The sequence below is a fragment of the Billgrantia antri genome (assembly GCF_019430905.1).
GTDB classification, from domain to species: Bacteria; Pseudomonadota; Gammaproteobacteria; order Pseudomonadales; family Halomonadaceae; genus Halomonas; species Halomonas antri.
In genome coordinates, this window is record NZ_JAHYCA010000005.1 from 38426 (window position 1) to 56179 (window position 17754).

The 17754-nt window shown below is 64.8% G+C and carries 16 protein-coding genes; 4 read left to right on the plus strand and 12 right to left on the minus strand.

Annotation, left to right across the window (positions count from 1 at the left end; all coding sequences use genetic code 11):
* Positions 1-22: 22 nt before the first annotated feature.
* From argJ to KPL81_RS13830, 3 genes are all read right to left on the minus strand, one after another.
* Complete coding sequence (argJ, locus tag KPL81_RS13820; protein ID WP_219792694.1) at positions 23-1252, minus strand: bifunctional glutamate N-acetyltransferase/amino-acid acetyltransferase ArgJ; 1230 nt, start codon at positions 1250-1252, stop codon at positions 23-25.
* A gap of 62 nt (positions 1253-1314) precedes the next feature.
* Entirely contained in the window at positions 1315-4050 is a 2736-nt protein-coding gene (gene secA / locus KPL81_RS13825; RefSeq protein WP_219792695.1) for a preprotein translocase subunit SecA, read from the minus strand.
* Between the two features lie 82 nt (positions 4051-4132).
* Positions 4133-4504 carry a hypothetical protein gene (locus KPL81_RS13830; RefSeq protein ID WP_219792696.1) on the minus strand — a complete coding sequence of 124 codons (372 nt, stop codon included), beginning with the start codon at positions 4502-4504 and terminating at the stop codon, positions 4133-4135.
* A 97-nt stretch (positions 4505-4601) separates the two neighbouring features.
* On the opposite strand from KPL81_RS13830, the gene KPL81_RS13835 reads away from it, so the two are divergent.
* Complete coding sequence (locus KPL81_RS13835; protein ID WP_240549286.1) at positions 4602-5027, plus strand: DUF721 domain-containing protein; 426 nt, start codon at positions 4602-4604, stop codon at positions 5025-5027.
* Positions 5028-5047: 20 nt separating this feature from the next.
* On the opposite strand, the gene KPL81_RS13840 is transcribed toward KPL81_RS13835, so the two are convergent.
* The gene (locus KPL81_RS13840; protein ID WP_338035626.1) at positions 5048-5293 is read right to left on the minus strand and encodes a hypothetical protein; all 246 of its coding nucleotides are present in this window, start codon (positions 5291-5293) and stop codon (positions 5048-5050) included.
* A 206-nt stretch (positions 5294-5499) separates the two neighbouring features.
* Between KPL81_RS13840 and KPL81_RS13845 the strand changes: the two genes are divergently transcribed.
* Together KPL81_RS13845 and KPL81_RS13850 are read left to right on the plus strand one after the other, a co-directional pair.
* On the plus strand, positions 5500-5802 hold the full coding sequence (locus tag KPL81_RS13845) for a winged helix-turn-helix domain-containing protein (protein ID WP_219792699.1): 303 nt from the start codon (positions 5500-5502) through the stop codon (positions 5800-5802).
* Positions 5799-6809, plus strand: a complete 1011-nt coding sequence (locus KPL81_RS13850) for an alpha/beta hydrolase (protein ID WP_219792700.1) — start codon at positions 5799-5801, stop codon at positions 6807-6809. The genes KPL81_RS13845 and KPL81_RS13850 overlap by 4 nt, the downstream gene beginning before the upstream one ends.
* Positions 6810-6919: 110 nt before the next feature.
* Here KPL81_RS13850 and KPL81_RS13855 read toward each other — a convergent pair whose 3' ends face one another.
* The 5 genes from KPL81_RS13855 to KPL81_RS13875 all read right to left on the minus strand — a co-directional run bounded on the left by KPL81_RS13855 (position 6920) and on the right by KPL81_RS13875 (position 13060).
* On the minus strand, positions 6920-8731 hold the full coding sequence (locus KPL81_RS13855) for an acyl-CoA dehydrogenase C-terminal domain-containing protein (RefSeq protein ID WP_219792701.1): 1812 nt from the start codon (positions 8729-8731) through the stop codon (positions 6920-6922).
* A gap of 376 nt (positions 8732-9107) precedes the next feature.
* Complete coding sequence (locus tag KPL81_RS13860) at positions 9108-9560, minus strand: MarR family winged helix-turn-helix transcriptional regulator (protein WP_219792702.1); 453 nt, start codon at positions 9558-9560, stop codon at positions 9108-9110.
* An 80-nt stretch (positions 9561-9640) separates the two neighbouring features.
* Positions 9641-10408, minus strand: a complete 768-nt coding sequence (locus KPL81_RS13865) for an SDR family NAD(P)-dependent oxidoreductase (RefSeq protein WP_219792703.1) — start codon at positions 10406-10408, stop codon at positions 9641-9643.
* Positions 10409-10579: 171 nt separating this feature from the next.
* Complete coding sequence (locus KPL81_RS13870; protein ID WP_219792704.1) at positions 10580-12250, minus strand: AMP-binding protein; 1671 nt, start codon at positions 12248-12250, stop codon at positions 10580-10582.
* Between the two features lie 204 nt (positions 12251-12454).
* A complete protein-coding gene (locus KPL81_RS13875) occupies positions 12455-13060 on the minus strand; it encodes a TetR/AcrR family transcriptional regulator (RefSeq protein ID WP_219792705.1) in 606 nt (201 codons plus the stop codon).
* A 167-nt stretch (positions 13061-13227) separates the two neighbouring features.
* Between KPL81_RS13875 and KPL81_RS13880 the strand changes: the two genes are divergently transcribed.
* Positions 13228-14415 (plus strand): acetyl-CoA C-acyltransferase, encoded by a 1188-nt coding sequence (locus KPL81_RS13880; protein ID WP_219792706.1) that lies wholly within the window; start codon positions 13228-13230, stop codon positions 14413-14415.
* 54 nt (positions 14416-14469) lie between these two features.
* Here KPL81_RS13880 and KPL81_RS13885 read toward each other — a convergent pair whose 3' ends face one another.
* The 3 genes from KPL81_RS13885 to KPL81_RS13895 all read right to left on the minus strand — a co-directional run bounded on the left by KPL81_RS13885 (position 14470) and on the right by KPL81_RS13895 (position 17694).
* A complete protein-coding gene (locus KPL81_RS13885; protein WP_219792707.1) occupies positions 14470-15273 on the minus strand; it encodes an ABC transporter permease in 804 nt (267 codons plus the stop codon).
* Positions 15264-15866 carry an ABC transporter ATP-binding protein gene (locus tag KPL81_RS13890; protein WP_240549287.1) on the minus strand — a complete coding sequence of 201 codons (603 nt, stop codon included), beginning with the start codon at positions 15864-15866 and terminating at the stop codon, positions 15264-15266. Before KPL81_RS13890 ends, KPL81_RS13885 begins: the two co-directional genes overlap by 10 nt.
* Before the next feature lie 145 nt (positions 15867-16011).
* Entirely contained in the window at positions 16012-17694 is a 1683-nt protein-coding gene (locus KPL81_RS13895) for a methyl-accepting chemotaxis protein (protein ID WP_219792709.1), read from the minus strand.
* Positions 17695-17754: the final 60 nt, after the last annotated feature.

Below are 17754 nucleotides of genomic sequence, written 5' to 3' on the forward strand. Positions count from 1 at the left end.
GGCCCTGTCCAACTGCGATGGCCTAGCTGCGATAATCGGCATTGATACTGACATAATCGTGGGACAGGTCGGAGGTCCATACCGTGGCGCTCTCCTCGCCTCGGCCCAGCGCGATGCGGATAGTGATCTCCTCCTCGCGCATCACCCGACTACCCTGCTCTTCGGTATAGCCGGCAGCCCTGCCGCCTTTTTCCACCAGCCTCACGTCGCCCAGGTCGATGGTCACCCGCTCGACATCGAAGTCATCGACCGGGGCGCGTCCCACCGCCGCCAGAATGCGCCCCCAATTGGCGTCGGAGGCAAACAGCGCGGTCTTGACCAGCGGCGAGTGTGCCACCGTGAAGGCGACATCCAGCGCCTCCTGGCGGCTCGTCGCCTCGCACACCTGAAGCGTGACGAACTTGGTGGCCCCCTCACCGTCGCGAATGATCGCCTGTGCCAGTTCGGTCATGACCTGCTGCAGGGCATGACGGAACAGCGCCACTTCCTCGTCGCTGGCAACCGTGGCGCCACGGCCGGTGGCGATCAACACGCAGGCGTCATTGGTTGAGGTGTCGCCATCCACGGTAATGCAGTTGAACGAGCGATCCAGCGTCTCGCGCAGCAGCGAGTCGAGCAACGCCTGCTCGATGGCGGCATCGGTCGCCACGAAGGCCAGCATGGTCGCCATATTGGGCTTGATCATGCCCGAGCCCTTGCTGATGCCGTTGATGGTCACCCTGCGTTCGCCCAGCTCCAGCGTCACGCTGGCCCCCTTCGGCCGGGTATCGGTAGTCAGGATGCCTTCGCCCGCCTGTTGCCACGCCTCGGCGTCACTCCCCAACGCCGCCAGCGCCGACGGTAACCCGCCCAGCAGCCGCGCCATGGGCAGCGGCTCGCCGATCACGCCGGTGGAGAACGGCAGCACGCTGTCCTCCGCCACGCCGGCGAGCCTGGCAAGTTCCGCACAGGTCGCCCGGGCGTCACGCAGGCCGATCTCGCCGGTGCCGGCATTGGCATTGCCGGTATTGATCACCAGCAGACGGGCACCTTCTTCGCGCGATTGGCAGGCTGCCAGGTTCGCCTTGGCCACGGTAACGGGCGCAGCGCAGAACGCGTTGCGGGTGAAGCTTCCTGCCACCCGGGCGCCTTGGGGGATGTCGATCACCACCAGATCGCGCCGTCCTGGCTTCTTGATGCCGGCCATGGCAGTTCCCAGACGCAACCCTTCGATGACCGGCATGGCCGGGAAACGTGTCTCACCCACTGCCATGAATCGTGTACTCCTCAGTTAGTCCAGGGCGGCCGATTCGCCAAGCGGATCGGCCCCTTGCTTCAACTCAGCTGACCGCAGCACTGCTTGTACTTCTTCCCCGAGCCACAGGGGCAGGGATCGTTGCGCCCCACCTTGGGCCCTTCACGGCGTACGGGGCGTCCATCGGCCGCGGTGGCCGGCGCTCCCGGCGCCTCGCCGTCGGCGGGCTCCGGCGCCTCGTGACGGCTGGCAGCGGCAGCCTTCTCCCGCTCCAGCGCCTCGCGGCGCTGCCGTTCGAGTTCGTCGACCTCTTCTGGCCGGCGCACCTGCACATGGCTGGTAATGCGGGTAATGTCAGCCTTGATGTTGGCCAGCAGCGTCTGGAACAGCTCGAAGGCTTCGCGCTTGTACTCCTGCTTGGGGTTCTTCTGGGCATAGCCGCGCAGGTGAATGCCACGGCGCAGATGGTCCATCGACTGCAAGTGCTCCTTCCAGCGCGTGTCGAGTACCTGCAGCATGATCTGCTTCTCGAAGCGGCGCATCAGCTCGGCGCCCGCGATGTCGATCTTTTCCTGATAGATGCCGCGATGCATGTCGTGCAAGCGTTCGCGCAGCTGCTCCTCATGGAAGCGCTCGTCCTGCGCGGACCACTCGACCACGGGTGCCTCGAGATTGAATTCGGTCTTGAGGTGATCCTGCAGACCGGCCAGGTCCCACTGCTCGGGAAGGCTCTGGGGCGGCACGAAGTCGCTGATGGCGAGATCGAGCACTTCGTCACGAATGCCCAGCACGTTGTCGGAAACGTCCTCGGCGGCGAGGATCTCGTTGCGCTGTTCGTAGATCACGCGGCGCTGATCATTGGCCACGTCGTCGTACTCGAGCAGTTGCTTGCGAATATCGAAGTTGCGACTTTCGACCTTCTTCTGCGCCCGCTCCACGGCATTGGTGACCATCTTGTGTTCGATCGCCTCACCGCGCTCCAGCCCCAGCGCCTTCATCATGCGCTGCACGCGATCGGAGCCGAACAGACGCATCAGGCTGTCTTCCATGGACAGGAAGAAGCGCGTCGAGCCCGGGTCGCCCTGGCGTCCGGCGCGGCCACGCAGCTGATTGTCGATACGCCGCGACTCGTGGCGCTCGGAGCCGATCACATGCAGACCGCCGGCCTCCAGCACCGCCTCGTGGCGAAGGCGCCACTCCTCGCGCAGCGTTTCGATCTGCGCCTCGCTGGGATTCTCGAGCTTGGCCGCCTCGGCCTCCCAGTTGCCGCCCAGCACGATGTCGGTTCCACGCCCGGCCATATTGGTGGCAATGGTGATGGCGCCGGGACGACCAGCCTGAGCGATGATCTCCGCCTCGCTCTGGTGCTGCTTGGCGTTGAGTACGTTGAAGCTGAGTCCGGCCTGCTTCATCAGCCCAGCCAGGTACTCGGAGGTTTCGATGGAGGCGGTGCCCACCAGTACCGGGCGTCCGGCCTCCGTCTCGGCCTTGACATCGTCGATGATCGCCTCGAACTTCTCTTCCGCGGTGAGGTAGACCAGATCGTTGAGGTCGCGGCGAACCAGCGGGCGATTGGTGGGGATGACCACCACGTCGAGGCCGTAGATTTGGCGGAACTCAAAGGCCTCTGTGTCGGCGGTACCGGTCATGCCAGCTAGCTTGTCATAGAGGCGGAAGTAGTTCTGGAAGGTGGTCGAGGCCAGGGTCTGGCTCTCGCGCTGCACCGGCACGCCCTCCTTGGCCTCCACCGCCTGGTGCAGGCCCTCGGACCAGCGGCGCCCGGGCATGGTACGACCGGTGTGCTCGTCGACGATCACCACCTGGTTATTGGCGACGATGTAGTCGACATCGCGATGATAGAGGTGGCGGGCACGCAGCGCCGAATGCATGTGATGGAGCAGGTTGAGGTTCTGTGCGGCGTAGAGCGAATCCTCGGGCCCCAGCAAGCCCTCGGCGCGCATCAGCTCCTCGACCTTGTGGTGGCCTGCCTCGGTGATCTCGACCTGCTTGTGCTTCTCCTCGAGCAGGAAGTCGCCGCTCACCGGCGCCTCGTCGTCCTCGGAGGCCTCGCCCTTCTCCAACTGGGCCGCCAGACGGTCGACCACCTTGTAGAGCTCGGTGTTCTCGTCCACCGCACCGGAGATGATCAGCGGCGTGCGCGCCTCGTCGATCAGGATCGAGTCCACCTCGTCGACGATGGCGAAGCTCAGGCCGCGCTGGACCTTGTCCTCCAGCGAGAAGGCCATGTTGTCGCGCAGGTAGTCGAACCCGTATTCGTTGTTGGTGCCGTAGGTGATATCGCAGGCGTAGGCGGCACGCTTCTCCTCAGCGGTCTGGCCGGAGTAGATGATGCCCACGGAGAGCCCGAGGAATTCATACAGCGGGCGCATCCACTCGGCGTCACGGCGTGCCAGATAGTCGTTGACTGTGACCACGTGCACGCCGTTGCCTGGCAAGGCGTTGAGATAGACCGCAAGCGTCGCCACCAGGGTCTTGCCCTCGCCGGTCTTCATCTCGGCAATCCGCCCGCGATGCAGGGTCATGCCACCGATCATCTGCACGTCGAAGTGGCGCATGCCCATCACGCGCTTGCTGGCCTCGCGCACCGTGGCAAACGCCTCGGGCAGAATGTCATCGAGGCTCTCTCCGGCGGATAGACGCTGGCGGAACTCCTCGCTGCGCGCCTGGAGCGCGGTATCGTCGAGCGCTTCGAACTGCGGCTCCAGCACGCCGATCTGCTGTACCTGGCGCTGCATGCGCCTGACTTCGCGGTCGTTCTTCGAGCCGACGACCTTGCGTAACAAAGTATTGATCATGAGACGTCCATTCTGCGTGTCGCGTTCAGCCGGCACAGTACAGCGCTGGCGGCAGCCAGCCGTCACCGGCAGCATGGTTGGCTTATGGGCAACGCGGCGCGCAGGGAGGTCCGCGGCGGGAAAGGACGTCATGGGCGGCAGCCCAGCGACGCAAGGGAGCCGAGCGCCTGGGAACGGCATGCGTCACGCTGCCCCTCGGGCGCCGCTGAGGCCAGCGCGGCACGGCACGCCGGCGAGCCACATAGCGGCATCGCGCGCGCATCAGCGTCGGGGCGAGAATGCAGGTCTGCACCACCCGCTCGGCCAGACGCAGCGTTTCCGCCTGGGTCAGACCGGCCGGCAGCAGACAGCTCACAAGCAGCCCGGCCAGCCACCAGCGCGACCGCTGTCGGCAGCGGGGCGAGGCCGTCGCTGCGCTGGCGAGGCTGCTATGCTGTGGCTGGGCGGCGCTCATGCTGTCGCGGATCTCCGAGCGTGTTAGGCTTGGCGTGTTGGTTCGGACGAGAAACAAGCCCATGAGTATAAAGGTTAAGCGCTCACGAGCACAGCCCATGTCTCGCCTGCTGGGAGGCAACGGGGAGCTGGCACCGCTGATGCGCACGGCAAGGCTGATCGGCCGGGCACAACAGCACCTGCGCGACCATCTTCCCGAAGAGGTGCGCGAGCATCTGTTCGTGGGGGGCTACCACGACGGCAAGTTGACGCTGCTCACTGATCGCGCCGTGTGGCTGACCTGGCTGCGCTACGAGCAGTCACGACTGCTCGAACTGCTGCACCAGCTGCCGGAGTTCGCCGCCGTAACCGGCTTCAGCCTGAAGGTACGCCCCGTGCGCCCGCTCAAGGTGCCGCCGCGCCAGTTGCGCACGCTGCCGGCGCCCGCCGCCGATGAGATCTCCGCCTGTGCCGCCGATGTCGACGACCCGCGTCTCAAGCACGCACTGGAGCGCCTCGCCTCGCACGCCGAACGAGGCAAGTGAGGCAACCTGCCCTTCAGCGCTCAGGCCAGGCGATAAATGACACCGCCGATGTCCACTTCACGAATGTCGTCATAGGAGACGGTAATTCCGTTGATATCGCCGGGCTCACCCTCGTGCTCGATCAACATCGTCTCGGGAACGACCTTCACCCCGGTGACGCCCACGTGCTGGACACGCGCCGAGAAACGCTTGCCTTCGTGCTCGACCACCAAGCGCTCTCCGAACATGCAGCGTCCCGCCTGCTCTTTCAGCTCTTTCTTGCTCACATTCCTTTGCTCGCTTGCCATTGCTCTCCTCCGTCGCGCCAATCCTGGTGAATTCGACAGGGTCGTCCCTTAACTGTAGGAGATGAAAGCACCAAGCACAGGGTGAGACGGAGTGGAGACCATACTGGGGCGGACGTTATGCTGCCGGTAGCCCCTCGGCCCGGATCGCCCTCCCGCGTCGTCACGTCCCACCCATAGGAGACAGCATGCCTCTCAGCAAGACCCAATCCAGCTTCTACCGACGCCTCTACCTGGCCCACCTGATTGAGCACGGCATCGCCAGCGTGCCGGCCATCGTCGCTGCTACCGGCATGCCTCGACGCACCGCCCAGGATACGCTCAAGGCGCTCGAGGAATTGGACATGCGCTGCGAATTCCAGCCCACCCCCGGTGAGCGCCACAACAGCGGCAACTACAAGATCACCGACTGGGGGCCCATCGACCGTGACTGGGTGTTGCGACACGCCGAGCGCCTGCGCCTTACCCTGGGCTACCCTGCGCTGCCATGAAGCGACCCGGCTGGATCCTGGGGACATGGCTGGCCCTGGCGCTTTGCTTGTCGGCTTGCGCCGGGCCGCAGCGGCAATCGCCGGGACCTGCTCCCAGCACACCCCGACTGACGCCCCACCTGGTCATTGCCGATGATGGCTACCGCTTGCCGCTGCGCCATTGGCCCGCGACGGGCGATACACGCGCGGTGGCGCTGGCGGTGCACGGCTTCAACGACCATGCCGGTAGCTTCGAGATCATGGCCAACGCCCTCACGCCACATGGCATCGCAGTCTACGCCCATGACCAGCGCGGCTTTGGCACCACCGCGCAGCGTCGGCTATGGCCGGGTCACGAGCGCCTGCGTGACGATGTCATCCTGCTCGCGGGCCTGCTGCGCGAACGCCATCCCGACACACCGCTCTACCTCGTCGGCAAAAGCATGGGGGCAGCCGTCGTCCTGCTGGCGATGAGCGCAGACACACCACCCCCCGTGAGCGGCAGCGTGCTGATCTCCCCGGCCGTGTGGAGCCAGGCAACCATGCCGTGGTATCAGCGACTCGGGCTGTGGCTGGGCGTGCGACTGTTCCCGCAGGCCAGCTTCTCGGTACGCACCCCACGTCGCTTAGGCATCGAACCCACCGACGACGAAGCGATCAAGCACCGACTGGCCAGCGATCCGCTTATCCTGCGCAGCGCTCGGGTCGATACTCTTTACGGTCTGACGCGTACCATGGGACTTGCCCTCGAAGCGGCAGAGGAACTCCCCCCTCCCTCGCTGATACTCTATGGGGACGCGGACCAGATCATTCCCCTGCCGGCCTACTGCGCCCTGCTGCAGCGCCTTCCCGACAGCGAGGGTATCCGCCTGGTGCTCTACCCCGGCGGCTATCACATGCTGACACGCTATACGCGGCGCGACCGCACCGAGCAGGACCTCGCAGCCTGGCTGCTTGCGCCCGGTGGCAAGCTGCCTTCAGGCTACGAAGTCACGCGTGAGAGCACGCTGGCTTCGCGCTGCGATTGAGCGCTAACCTCGCCGGGCAGATGAATTCAACAGGACGAAAAAAAGCGGCGGGCCATGCCCGCCGCAAGACACCGATCAGTCGCGCTGACCGAGAGAGATGCCTGGTGGTGTCAGATTTCGAAGCCGAGGCCGAACTCTTCCGACGTCAGCGCCATCAGCGGCTCGGCGCCAGCCTGGATCATGCGCGCATGGGCCAGGGTGCGCGGCAGCAGGCGCTGGAAATAGAAGCGCGCCGTCTTGACCTTGGCCTCGTAGAAGGCCGCTTCTTCGCCACCCGCCGCCAACGCTTCCCGAGCCTGCTTGGCGGCACGGGCGAAGAGATAGCCCAGGGTCACGTAGCCGGAGTACATCAGGTAGTCGACGCTGGCCGCCCCCACTTCTTCACGATCGTTCATGGCCTTCATGCCGATGCCCATGGTCAGCTCACCCCACTCGGCGTTGAGCTTGGCCAGCGGTGCGACGAACTCGGCGAGTTCGGCATTGCCCTCTTCGGCTTTGCAGAACTTGTGGATCTCCTTGGTGAAGACCTTGAGGCTCTCGCCCTGGCTCATCAGCACCTTGCGGCCCAACAGGTCGAGTGCCTGGATGCCGGTGGTGCCTTCGTAGAGTCGGGTGATGCGCGCATCGCGCACCAGCTGCTCCATGCCCCACTCCTGGATGAAGCCGTGGCCGCCGAAGACCTGCACGCCCTCGTTGGTGGCCTCGAAGCCCACCTCGGTCAGGAATGCCTTGACGATCGGCGTCAGCAGGCCCAGCAGCGTCTCGGCACGCTCGCGCTCGGCGGCATCCTGGCCGTGTTCGACGATATCGAGCAGCTGCGCGGTATACAGCACCAGCATCCGACCACCCTCGGCGAAAGCCTTCTGGGTCAACAGCATGCGTCGAACGTCAGGATGCACGATGATCGGATCGGCAGGCTTCTCGGGCGCCTGAGGGCCGGAAAGCGCACGCATCTGCAGACGGTCGCGGGCATACGCCAGCGCGTTCTGGAAGCTTGCCTCGGTCAGGCCCAGCCCCTGGATACCGACGCCCAGGCGCGCAGCGTTCATCATGGTGAACATGCAGGCCAGCCCCTTGTTGGGCGGGCCGACGAGGAAGCCGCGGGCAGCGTCGAAGTTCATCACGCAGGTGGCGTTGCCGTGAATGCCCATCTTGTGTTCCAGCGAACCACAGGCCACGCCGTTGCGCTCGCCCGGGTTGCCTTCGGCATCCGGCAGGAACTTGGGCACCACGAACAGCGAGATACCCTTGGAGCCTTCCGGTGCGTCCGGCAGCTTGGCCAGCACCAGATGCACGATGTTCTCGGCCAGGTCGTGCTCACCGGCGGAGATGAATATCTTGGTGCCGGTGATCTCATAGGCGCCATCGGCAGTGGGCACCGCGCGCGTCTTGATCAGCCCCAGGTCGGTGCCGCAGTGCGGCTCGGTCAGGCACATGGTGCCGGTCCACACGCCTTCCACGAGTTTGGTGAGGTAGGTAGCCTGCTGCTCATCGGTACCATGGTGTCGCAGCGCATCGGCGGCACCATGGGACAGACCGGGATACATGCCCCAAGCCAGATTGGTGGAACAGACCATCTCATTGAGCACCATGGCCAGTGAGTGCGGTAGCCCCTGGCCACCGTGAACGGGATCTGCCGCCAGGCTCGGCCAGCCGCCTTCGACGTACTGCTGGTAGGCTTCCTTGAAGCCCTTGGGCGCCTTGACCTCGCCGCCTTCCAACAGGCAGCCCTGCTGGTCGCCGCTCTGGTTCAGCGGCAACAGCACCTCGCGAGCGAAGCGTGCGCCCTCCTCGAGAATGGCGCTAACCACGTCCGGCGTGGCCTCCTCACCGCCCGGCAGACGGGCGTAGTGGGCGGGATAGTCCAGCATTTCGTCCATCACGAAGCGAAGGTCGCGCAGGGGGGCCTGATAGTCTGGCATCTCTACTCTCCACAGAAGGTCGCCATGAAAGGTCGCCTGAGATCGGGCGATGGAAGCAGCCGCAGCCGCTTTCAAACATGTGTTTGAAACTAGCCTGCGACTGGCTCAGAGTCAAGCGTCCGTTTTAATTCTTGTAAGCTTCTCCGATTGCCAGCCGACCCGCCGCACCTCCTCGCCTATAGCTGAGATGCCTAAAGACTTGCCTGTGGCACAAAAGGTCACGATATCTTGAGAAATATTATTTCAAATCAAGCTATTGTAAATTTTATCTGTCGCCAGATTATACGGATCAACAAAAAAATGTGTCGCAATAAATGGTGCGCCATCTAAATAGGCGCACTAACTTCTGAGAGACCGTGCTTCCACGCTTCGCCGCCTAGGGCATCGCCTCCTTCAGCCTTTCCCGCAGTGTCTCAAGCCGCGACTTGAGCTCAGCGATCTCTTCAGGTGGCTGGCCACTGGCCATGACCACGCAGTCGGGAATTTCCTGGGCTTGCGCCTGCATCGCCCTGCCCCGGTCGGTGAGAAACAGCTCGACGACCCGCTCGTCGCGACGGCTGCGCACTCGCTGAAGCAGACCATCAGCTTCGAGACGCTTGAACACCGGAGTGAGCGAACCGGTATCGGTCATCAGGCGCCGGCTGATGGCCCCGGCGCTTTGACCATCTTCCTGCCACAGCGCAAGCAGCACCAGGTATTGGGGATAGGTCAGACCAAGCCCCTTGAGCAGGGGCTTGTAGAACTTCGTCATCAGCAAAGAGGTGGAATAGAGCGTGAAGCAGAGCTGATCGTCGAGCTTGAGCTCGGAGCCGATCTCCTGGCTGGCCATGTGGCGCTCCCTATGGCATCTGATAATGCGCCCTACGCTAGCGCGCCAGCCGGTACCTGCCAAGCAGGTACCGCCAACGCTCACTGCATGCGAATGCCACCGTCCAGGCGTATCACCTCGCCATTGAGCATGGGATTGGTGATGATCTGCTCGGCGAGACGGGCAAACTCGTCGGGATATCCCAGCCGCTTGGGGAACGGCACCGAGGCCGCCAGCGCCTGGGCGGCCTCGTCGGGAATCTCGCTCATCATGGGGGTCTGGAATACGCCTGGGGCAATGGCCATCACGCGGATGCCGTGGCGCGACAGCTCGCGTGCCGCCGGCAGGCTCATGCCCACCACGCCGGCCTTGGAGGCACTGTAGGCGCACTGCCCCACCTGGCCGTCGAAGGCAGCTATGGATGCGGTATTGACGATGACGCCGCGCTCGCCGTCGTCGCTCTGCCCATTCTTCGCCATGGCGGCAGCGGCCAGCCGCATCACGTTGAAGGTGCCCACCAGGTTGATCTGCACGGTACGCGCATAGGCCTCGAGATCGGCAGGGTTTCCTTCGCGGTCGACCAGCTTGGCCACGCTGACCACCCCGGCACAGTGCACCACGCCGGCCAGCCCCGCCTCACCGCCCAGGGCGACTGCGGCATCGACCGCCGCCTGAATGTCCTTGGCCGAGGTCACGTCGCCGCGCACCGCGCGGGCCACCTCACCCAGCTTTTCGGCATGGCTCTCGACGGCCTCGCTCAGGTCGCAGAGCACCACCCGACCGCCGCCGGCGACCAGGCGTTCGGCGGTGGCGGCCCCCAGCCCGGAGGCGGCGCCGGTGATCAGAAAGGTATTGTCCTTGACTTGCATATCAGGTTCCTGGGGTTAGATGGCAGGCTGAAAGTGCTCGAGGCTGTTCCGTCGTCAGGGCTACGAGGGGGCGCTGTGAACCCATCCCTGGGCGCTACCGATGCCATACCTGGCATAGGACCCCCTCTACGCCCTGCCCCCGGGGCCTCTCGCTTCAGGTAACTGCAACTGTCATTGCGCAGCACCGGTTTCGGCCTTGTCGGCAGCATCGGCGCGCAGCTTGAAGCGCTGAATCTTGCCGCTCGGCGTCTTGGGCAGGGTCTCGACGAACTCGATGACCCGCGGGAAGGCGTGGGTAGACAGTCGCTCGCGTACCAGTTGGCGAATCTCGTCGGCCAAGGCGTCGCTGGCCTCGAAACCTTCGCGCAGCACGATGTAGGACTTGATGATCTCGCCGCGGATCTCGTCGGGCTGGCCAACGGCAGCCGACTCTGCCACCGCCGGATGAGTCATTACGCTGTTCTCCACGTCGGTGGGTCCCACCCGGTAGCCGGCGGTGGTGATGATATCGTCGTCACGACCGGCGAACTGGAAGGTGCCGTCCTCGTTGCGAATCACCACGTCGCCGGTCAGGTAGTACCCCTCGGCGAAGGGATGCTTCTCCTGCCAGGTGTAGCCGGCGAAGAAGTGCGCCGGTGAGCGGGCGATGTCCACCGCCAGCACGCCAGGCTCGCCCGGGGGCAGCTCCCGATACTCAGCGTCGAGGATCGCCAGGCGATAGCCGGGCATCGGCACTCCCATGGCGCCGACGTGCTTGGGATGCGCCAGCGCGTGGTGGTTGCAGCAGGTCATGCCGGTCTCGGTCTGGCCGTAGTGGTCCATGACCGGACAGCCCAGCGAGCGCTCGACCCAGGTCACCACTTCGGTGTTGAGCGGTTCGCCGGCGGAGCTGGCCACGCGCAGCTCGAGCGTCCGATGGGCGTCGTCGAACAGGCCCGAGGCCTTCATCAGGCGATAGGCGGTGGGCGCGGCGGCAAAGTTGGTGATGCGGTGGCGCTGCATGAAGGCAAGCGCTCCCTCGGCGCTGAAGCCCGCCTCGCAGAAGTGGGTGGTCACGCCCAGCAGCAGCGGCCCGGCGATGGCGTAATAGAGACCGTAGGCCCAACCGGGATCGGCCATGTTCCAGAAGCGGTCACTCTCGCGCAGGTCGATGGCGAGTTCCATGTAGAGCGCAAAGGCCGGCATGCCGGAGAGCGGCACGGCCACGCCCTTGGGCTTGCCCACGGTGCCGGAGGTGAACATTTGCAGGAAGGGCGCGTCAGGGGCGAGCCGCGGCGGATTGGCCTGAATCGGCTTATGCGCCAGCGCCTCGCGCCAGTCGAGATCGGCGTCATGTCCTTCGCTCGCGCCACCCACCGCCAGCACCGGCGGGCATTGCGACAGGCCATCGAACTTGAAGCGATTGGCGTGATCGGTGATTACCAGCTTGGTGTCGGCCCGCCCCAGGCGGTAATCGACTGCATCGGGGCCGAAGGCGGTAAACAAGGGTTGATAGACCGCGCCGATGCGCCAGGTGGCCAAGACCGCCACCAGCAGCTGGGGCGAGCGCGGGAGCATGCAGGCGATACGATCGCCGACGCCAAGGCCGCGCTCGGCGAACCAGCCCGCCAGCCTGGCACTCTCGGCCTCCAGTTCGGCGAATGTCAACCGATTGACGTTGCCCTGAGCATCTTCATGGATCAACGCCAGCACGTCGCCCCGGCCTGAGCGCAGATGGCGACCACAGCACGACTCGTAAGCGTTGAACTTGCCATCACCATGATCGTCGAGGCGAGCGATGACCTCGTCAATGGAAAAGCCTTCGTAGTAGGCGGAGTACTCAGGAAGCTGTTGGGTGCTCATGAACTGCCCTCTCGTACCGGTTTGTGCTTGTTGTTGAAACGCCGCCTCGGCTCCGTTGCCCCTCACCGAGGTGCACTCGCTGCGATGTACAGCGCGAATCTCTTCTGCTTAAATGCCGTTGACGTAAGCGTCAACCTAGCAAGCGCTCGGTACAAGCTAGAAGCAAAGCACGGGCAGGGCAACCCCCAGGAGGAGCGACCTGGGCTAGACCTTGGTCGACTGCCCCGGCTGGACATGGGTCGCAGGGGCGATCATGGCGACGAGTTCGTGGGCCAGATCCTCCGGCTTGCGCGGCCCTTCGGGGTCGTACCAGCGTACCGTCCAGTTCAGCGCCCCCATGACGAAGCGGGACACTAGGAAGCGATCGCCGTGGATGAGCCCGGCTTGCAGTGCCTCGTCGATGACCTGCTCCCACAACGCTTCATAGGCGTCGCGTAGATGGCTCAAGTGGTCCCGTGCCGCAGGGTCCAGCCGGCGCCATTCGTAGAGTGCGACCACATGCGCATTGCGGTCGGTCAGCAGGGTTTGCAGGTGGGCGCGGGCCATGGCATGGAGGCGCTCGCTGGTCGAGTCACCGCACTCCTCCAGGGCCTGCCGCGCCAGCATCAGGGCATTTTGAGTGCCCTCCTCGATGACGGCCGCCAGGATTTCCTGCTTGTCGCGAAAATGGTGGAACAGGCTACCGGACTTGATGCCCATTTCCTGGGCCAGCATGCGCACCGTGGTGCGGTCAAACCCCTCCTGGACGAACAATTGCGCGGCCAGGCGGGTCAATTCCTTACGGCGAGGAGACTCGTTAACGACATTCATCGGGTTTACACTAGCGCTTGCTTGGTTGATCTTGAGAAAAGCACAGCGGCGCTGGCAGGTCAACGCAGCAGACTGCGGACAACGCCAACGAGACGACCGAGAGCCTTGTCATGGCTGGCTCTCGCAGACCATTAGCACAACGAATGATTTGACAGGAGACCGCCACCATGAGCAGCCCCAACGATATCGTTTTCCTTTCCGCCGCCCGCACCCCCATGGGCGGCATGCTGGGCAGCCTCTCGAGCCTGACCGCCCCGGAACTCGCCGCCACCGCCATTCGCGCCGCGATCGAGCGCGCCGGCATCGAATCCAGCGCCATCGATGAAGGCATCATGGGTTGCGTGTTGCCAGGCGGCGTCAAGCAGGGCCCGGCCCGCCAGGCGATGCGCCAGGCCGGCATTCCCGACGGCATCGGCGCCACCACCGTCAACAAGCTGTGCGGCTCGGGCATGAAGGCGGCCATGCTGGCCCACGATCTGATCCGCGCGGGCAGCGGCGAGGTGATCCTGGCCGGCGGCATGGAGTCGATGTCCAATGCCCCGCACGTGCTCACCAAGGCGCGAACCGGCTATCGCCTGGGCCACGGCGAACTCAAGGATCACATGTTCCTCGACGGCCTCGAAGACGCCGAGACCGGCAAGCTGATGGGCGTCTTCGCCCAGGACGTTGCCAGCGAGCGCGGCTATTCCCGCGAGCGTCTGGACGATTTCGCCATCGCCTCGCTGGAGCGAGCCATGGAAGCCACCAATGACGGCCACCTCAAGGCCGAGATGGCGCCGGTCACCGTCACCAGCCGCCAGGGTGAAAGCGTGGTCGAGCACGACGAGCAGCCGTTCCAGGCCAAGCTCGACAAGATCCGCCAGCTGCGTCCCGCCTTCGCCAAGGATGGGACCATCACCGCGGCCAACTCCAGCTCGATCTCGGACGGCGCCTCGGCGCTGATCCTGGCCAGCCAGGCCGCCGCCGACCGCCTGGGCAGCAAGCCGCTGGCGCGGATGCTGGGCCACAGCACACACTCCCAGCACCCCAGCGAGTTCACCATTGCCCCGGTAGGGGCCATCGACAAGCTGTTGAAGAAGCTCGACTGGAGCGTCGCTGACGTCGACCTGTTCGAGATCAACGAAGCCTTCGCAGTGGTCACCCTGCTGGCCATGGACGGCCTCGACATTCCCCACAGCAAGGTCAACGTCTTTGGCGGCGCCTGTGCCCAAGGGCATCCTATCGGCTCCACCGGCTCGCGTATCATCGCCACCCTGATCCATGCCCTGCGCACCAAGGGCGGCAAGCGCGGCATCGCCAGCCTGTGCATCGGCGGCGGCGAGGCCACCGCCGTGGCAGTCGAGTTGATCGACTAAGCCAAGCCAAGTACAGGCAATGTCAACGCCCGCCTCGAATCGAGGCGGGCGTTTTCATGAACGGGGTGCCGAGAGCCGATCGAGGCGCAGTCGCTCCCGGCCATCGAACAGCCGGCGGCTGCCCACGGTCACCGCGGCCAGGGTGCCGAAGCCGGTGCCCAGGGTGATCGCGAACATGATCAGGATCTGATACTTGACCGCCAGCCCCGGCGCCGTACCGGCGAGTATCTGGCCGGTCATCATGCCCGGCAGGCTGACCACCCCGGCGGCGGCCATGGCGTTGATCATCGGCATCAATCCGCTGCGCATCGCCTCGCGCCGAATGTCGCCGATCGCCACCTGCCAGGGCTCGCCCAGCATCAGACGGTTCTCGATCACGCCGCGCTGGCGACAGGCAGTATCGGTCAGGCGATCCAGCGCCAGGGCCACCCCGGTCATGGTATTGCCCAGCAGCATGCCCAGCAGCGGTATGGCGTACTGCGGCCGATACCACGGCTCCGGGCCAATGACGACCGTCAGGGTCAGCACGGCCACGGTGAAGGAGGAGAGAAACATCGACAGCGTGCCGATGCCGAAGGTCCAGCCGCCCAGCAGCCGGCGCTGCTGCCGCGCCATCACCTCGCGCCCGGCGATCAGCAGCATCGCCAGCGCCATCAGCACGACCCATACGAGTCGCTCGGCGGCGAACAGCGCCTCCAGCACCAGCCCCACCAGCGCCAGCTGAATGACGGTGCGCAGTGCGGCGATCAAGAGGCTACGGCTCATTCCCAGCCGCAGGGCAGCGGTACAGCCAGCCAGCATCACAACCATCAATGCCGCCAGTGCCAACTGCCACCACGAGAGTTCGATTACGCCCACGCGACCTCCCCCTCTTCCAGCCGCCCGCTCGCGATTCGCCAGTGGCGGCTGGCCACCCGGGCGATCTGTCTTCGATCATGGGCGACCCATAGCGTCGGCCAGCGGTGTTCGCGTATGCGCGCGGTCAACCAGGCCTCAACGCGTTCGCCGGTCTCACCGTCCAGGTTGGCGGTGGGCTCGTCGAGCAGCAAGGCCCGAGGTTCGCGGCCAATGGCCCGCAGCAGCCCCAGGCGCTGCTTCTCGCCAGTGGAGAGCCGAGCCACCTGCCAAGAGAGAGTGTCGCGAGTGAAACCAAGCGCTTGCAGCTCCGCATTGGCCGGCTCGTCGGCGAAGTGTTGCCCCACCGTTTCCGCCCACCAGTGGCTTTCCGCCGGGACTAGCATTACCCGGCGCCGCCAGACGTGGCCCGGGGTTCGCGACTGGGCTTGGCCGCCCAGCCAGACCTCGCCGGCATGCGGTTCGAGGTCGGCCACCGCACGTAGCAGCCGGCTCTTGCCCGAGCCGCTGGCGCCGGAAAGGCAGACGATCTCGCCGGGTTCGATGGTCAGGCCGACATCGACGAGTTCACCGATAGCAACCCCAACGAGTCGCAAGCACTCACTTAACAACGGCTCCTCTCCCCGCAGGTGGAAAGAGAATAAAGTGGCGCGAACTCGCCTGTCAGACAACCCCTGACGGCACGAGACTGCTTCGGCGCCACGACGAAGATTCGCGCCCTCATGCCACCGTCACGTAGCGCTAGGCCGGCTCGAATACCCGTTCGATCCGCTGCTGTTCGACCGGTTCAGCGACTGCTACGCGCTGCTCCACGATACCGAGCAACGGAACATCCCACAGTTCGCCCGTCTCCTGAACGAATGACGCTACCGGCATCACGAAGCGCCGGGCCTGTTCCTGCATACGCAGCGATTGGGTTTCCAACTGCTTCGCACCGTCTGCGGCCTGTTCCACCAGCAAGCTGCTCTGACGCGTCGCACGCTCCATCTGGCCCATGGCCCGATTCACCTCCTCTATGCCGAGACGCTGCTCGGCCGAGGCATGCACGACTTGCTCCATCAGCGCATCGACCCGTTCGATGGCGTCGATGATGCTCCGCGTATGCTCGGCAGCCCGTACCGAGAGTGTGTTGCCCTCTGCCACGCTCGCCTGGGAGGCCTGGATGCGCTGGCGTATATCCTTTGCCGCCTCGGCACTGCGCGATGCCAGGGCACGGACTTCGTTCGCCACTACCGCGAACCCCCTGCCCTGCTCTCCTGCACGCGCCGCTTCGACCGAGGCGTTGAGGGCCAGGATATTGGTCTGAAAGGCGATCGACTCGATCACGCCCACGATGCTGGCAATCTCATCGGAGTGGTCGTGAATGTCGTTCATGGTAGCGACGAAACGCGAAATGACCGCCTCGCCATCTCGTGCACGCTGTGCTGCCGCTTCTGCCGATTCACCCACCTGCCTGGCATTTTCAGCGTTGCTGGTCACGGTAGCGGTAAGTTGCTCCATGCTGGTCGCCGTCTGTTCGAGCGCCACGGCCTGTTCTCGGGTCTGGGCCGCAAGCGCCTGATTGTGGCCGGCCATCTCACGGCTTTCCGTATGCACGCTCTCGCTGCCGCTGCGCAGAAACCCCACGGTCTCGATGAGCGAGTGCTGCATGGTGGCAAGTTCGGCATATAACTGGCCTATCTCATTGCGTCCATGCGACTCCACTGCAGCGGACAGATCCCCCTTGGCAATGCGCTGGAAGTACTTGACGATGCGTCGCAGCGGCCGGATTACATTGACCGTGACGCCCCACACCACTCCGGCAATCAGCAGACACGCCACGGCTAGAGACACGAGGATGGCCCAGGTCATTCCGTCGGCAAGGCGCTCGAAACGCATCGTCAATGCCTCACCCCGAGCCGTCGAATCGCCGAGGAAGCTATCTGCCGCCTCTATGAAGGCCTGGCCACTGTCGTTGACGCGGGACTGCCCCGAGCGATAACCGGCATGGTCGCCGTCCTCTAGCAGCATCAGTTGCAATTTGAGGTTGTTATTGACTAGCGACTGGTAACGACCCGTCAGCACCTCGACAGCCGCCTGACGTTGCTCTGCCATGGGAATGGCGAGAAAAGTCTCGAAGGCGAGTTCGGCCTCGGCAAGGCGATCCCGCGCGCGCTCAAGAGCCGGCTCGGGCCTTTCGAAGGAAGGCACCCGCAGCAGCTCGGCGGCTCGGTCCATCTCGATCCGTGCCTGGAGGACATTGGTATAGGTGCGATTCAAGGCCCCAGCCTGCTCGACGTTGAGCCGGTTGAGGGTATCGAAGGCATCACGGCTCATCTTGTTGGAAACCAGGCCCAATCCGCCGGCACCCAGAATCAGCACGCTGAAAGCTACCAGCACCAGCGACCAGCTGAGCCGTACCGTCATGTCTTGGAATCGTTTCATACGCTCCCCGCGCCTTGATGATCGTCCGACACGGCCCGACTGGCCGCCCCGCGGGGTAGA

What these genes read in the sequence shown, in the direction of transcription:
- argJ (WP_219792694.1), bottom strand. Translation starts at nt 1,252, where the DNA reads ATGGCAGTGGGTGAGACACGTTTCCCGGCCATGCCGGTCATCGAAGGG.
- secA (WP_219792695.1), bottom strand. Translation starts at nt 4,050, where the DNA reads ATGATCAATACTTTGTTACGCAAGGTCGTCGGCTCGAAGAACGACCGC.
- KPL81_RS13830 (WP_219792696.1), bottom strand. Translation starts at nt 4,504, where the DNA reads ATGAGCGCCGCCCAGCCACAGCATAGCAGCCTCGCCAGCGCAGCGACG.
- KPL81_RS13835 (WP_240549286.1), top strand. Translation starts at nt 4,602, where the DNA reads ATGTCTCGCCTGCTGGGAGGCAACGGGGAGCTGGCACCGCTGATGCGC.
- KPL81_RS13845 (WP_219792699.1), top strand. Translation starts at nt 5,500, where the DNA reads ATGCCTCTCAGCAAGACCCAATCCAGCTTCTACCGACGCCTCTACCTG.
- KPL81_RS13850 (WP_219792700.1), top strand. Translation starts at nt 5,799, where the DNA reads ATGAAGCGACCCGGCTGGATCCTGGGGACATGGCTGGCCCTGGCGCTT.
- KPL81_RS13855 (WP_219792701.1), bottom strand. Translation starts at nt 8,731, where the DNA reads ATGCCAGACTATCAGGCCCCCCTGCGCGACCTTCGCTTCGTGATGGAC.
- KPL81_RS13860 (WP_219792702.1), bottom strand. Translation starts at nt 9,560, where the DNA reads ATGGCCAGCCAGGAGATCGGCTCCGAGCTCAAGCTCGACGATCAGCTC.
- KPL81_RS13865 (WP_219792703.1), bottom strand. Translation starts at nt 10,408, where the DNA reads ATGCAAGTCAAGGACAATACCTTTCTGATCACCGGCGCCGCCTCCGGG.
- KPL81_RS13870 (WP_219792704.1), bottom strand. Translation starts at nt 12,250, where the DNA reads ATGAGCACCCAACAGCTTCCTGAGTACTCCGCCTACTACGAAGGCTTT.
- KPL81_RS13875 (WP_219792705.1), bottom strand. Translation starts at nt 13,060, where the DNA reads ATGAATGTCGTTAACGAGTCTCCTCGCCGTAAGGAATTGACCCGCCTG.
- KPL81_RS13880 (WP_219792706.1), top strand. Translation starts at nt 13,228, where the DNA reads ATGAGCAGCCCCAACGATATCGTTTTCCTTTCCGCCGCCCGCACCCCC.
- KPL81_RS13895 (WP_219792709.1), bottom strand. Translation starts at nt 17,694, where the DNA reads ATGAAACGATTCCAAGACATGACGGTACGGCTCAGCTGGTCGCTGGTG.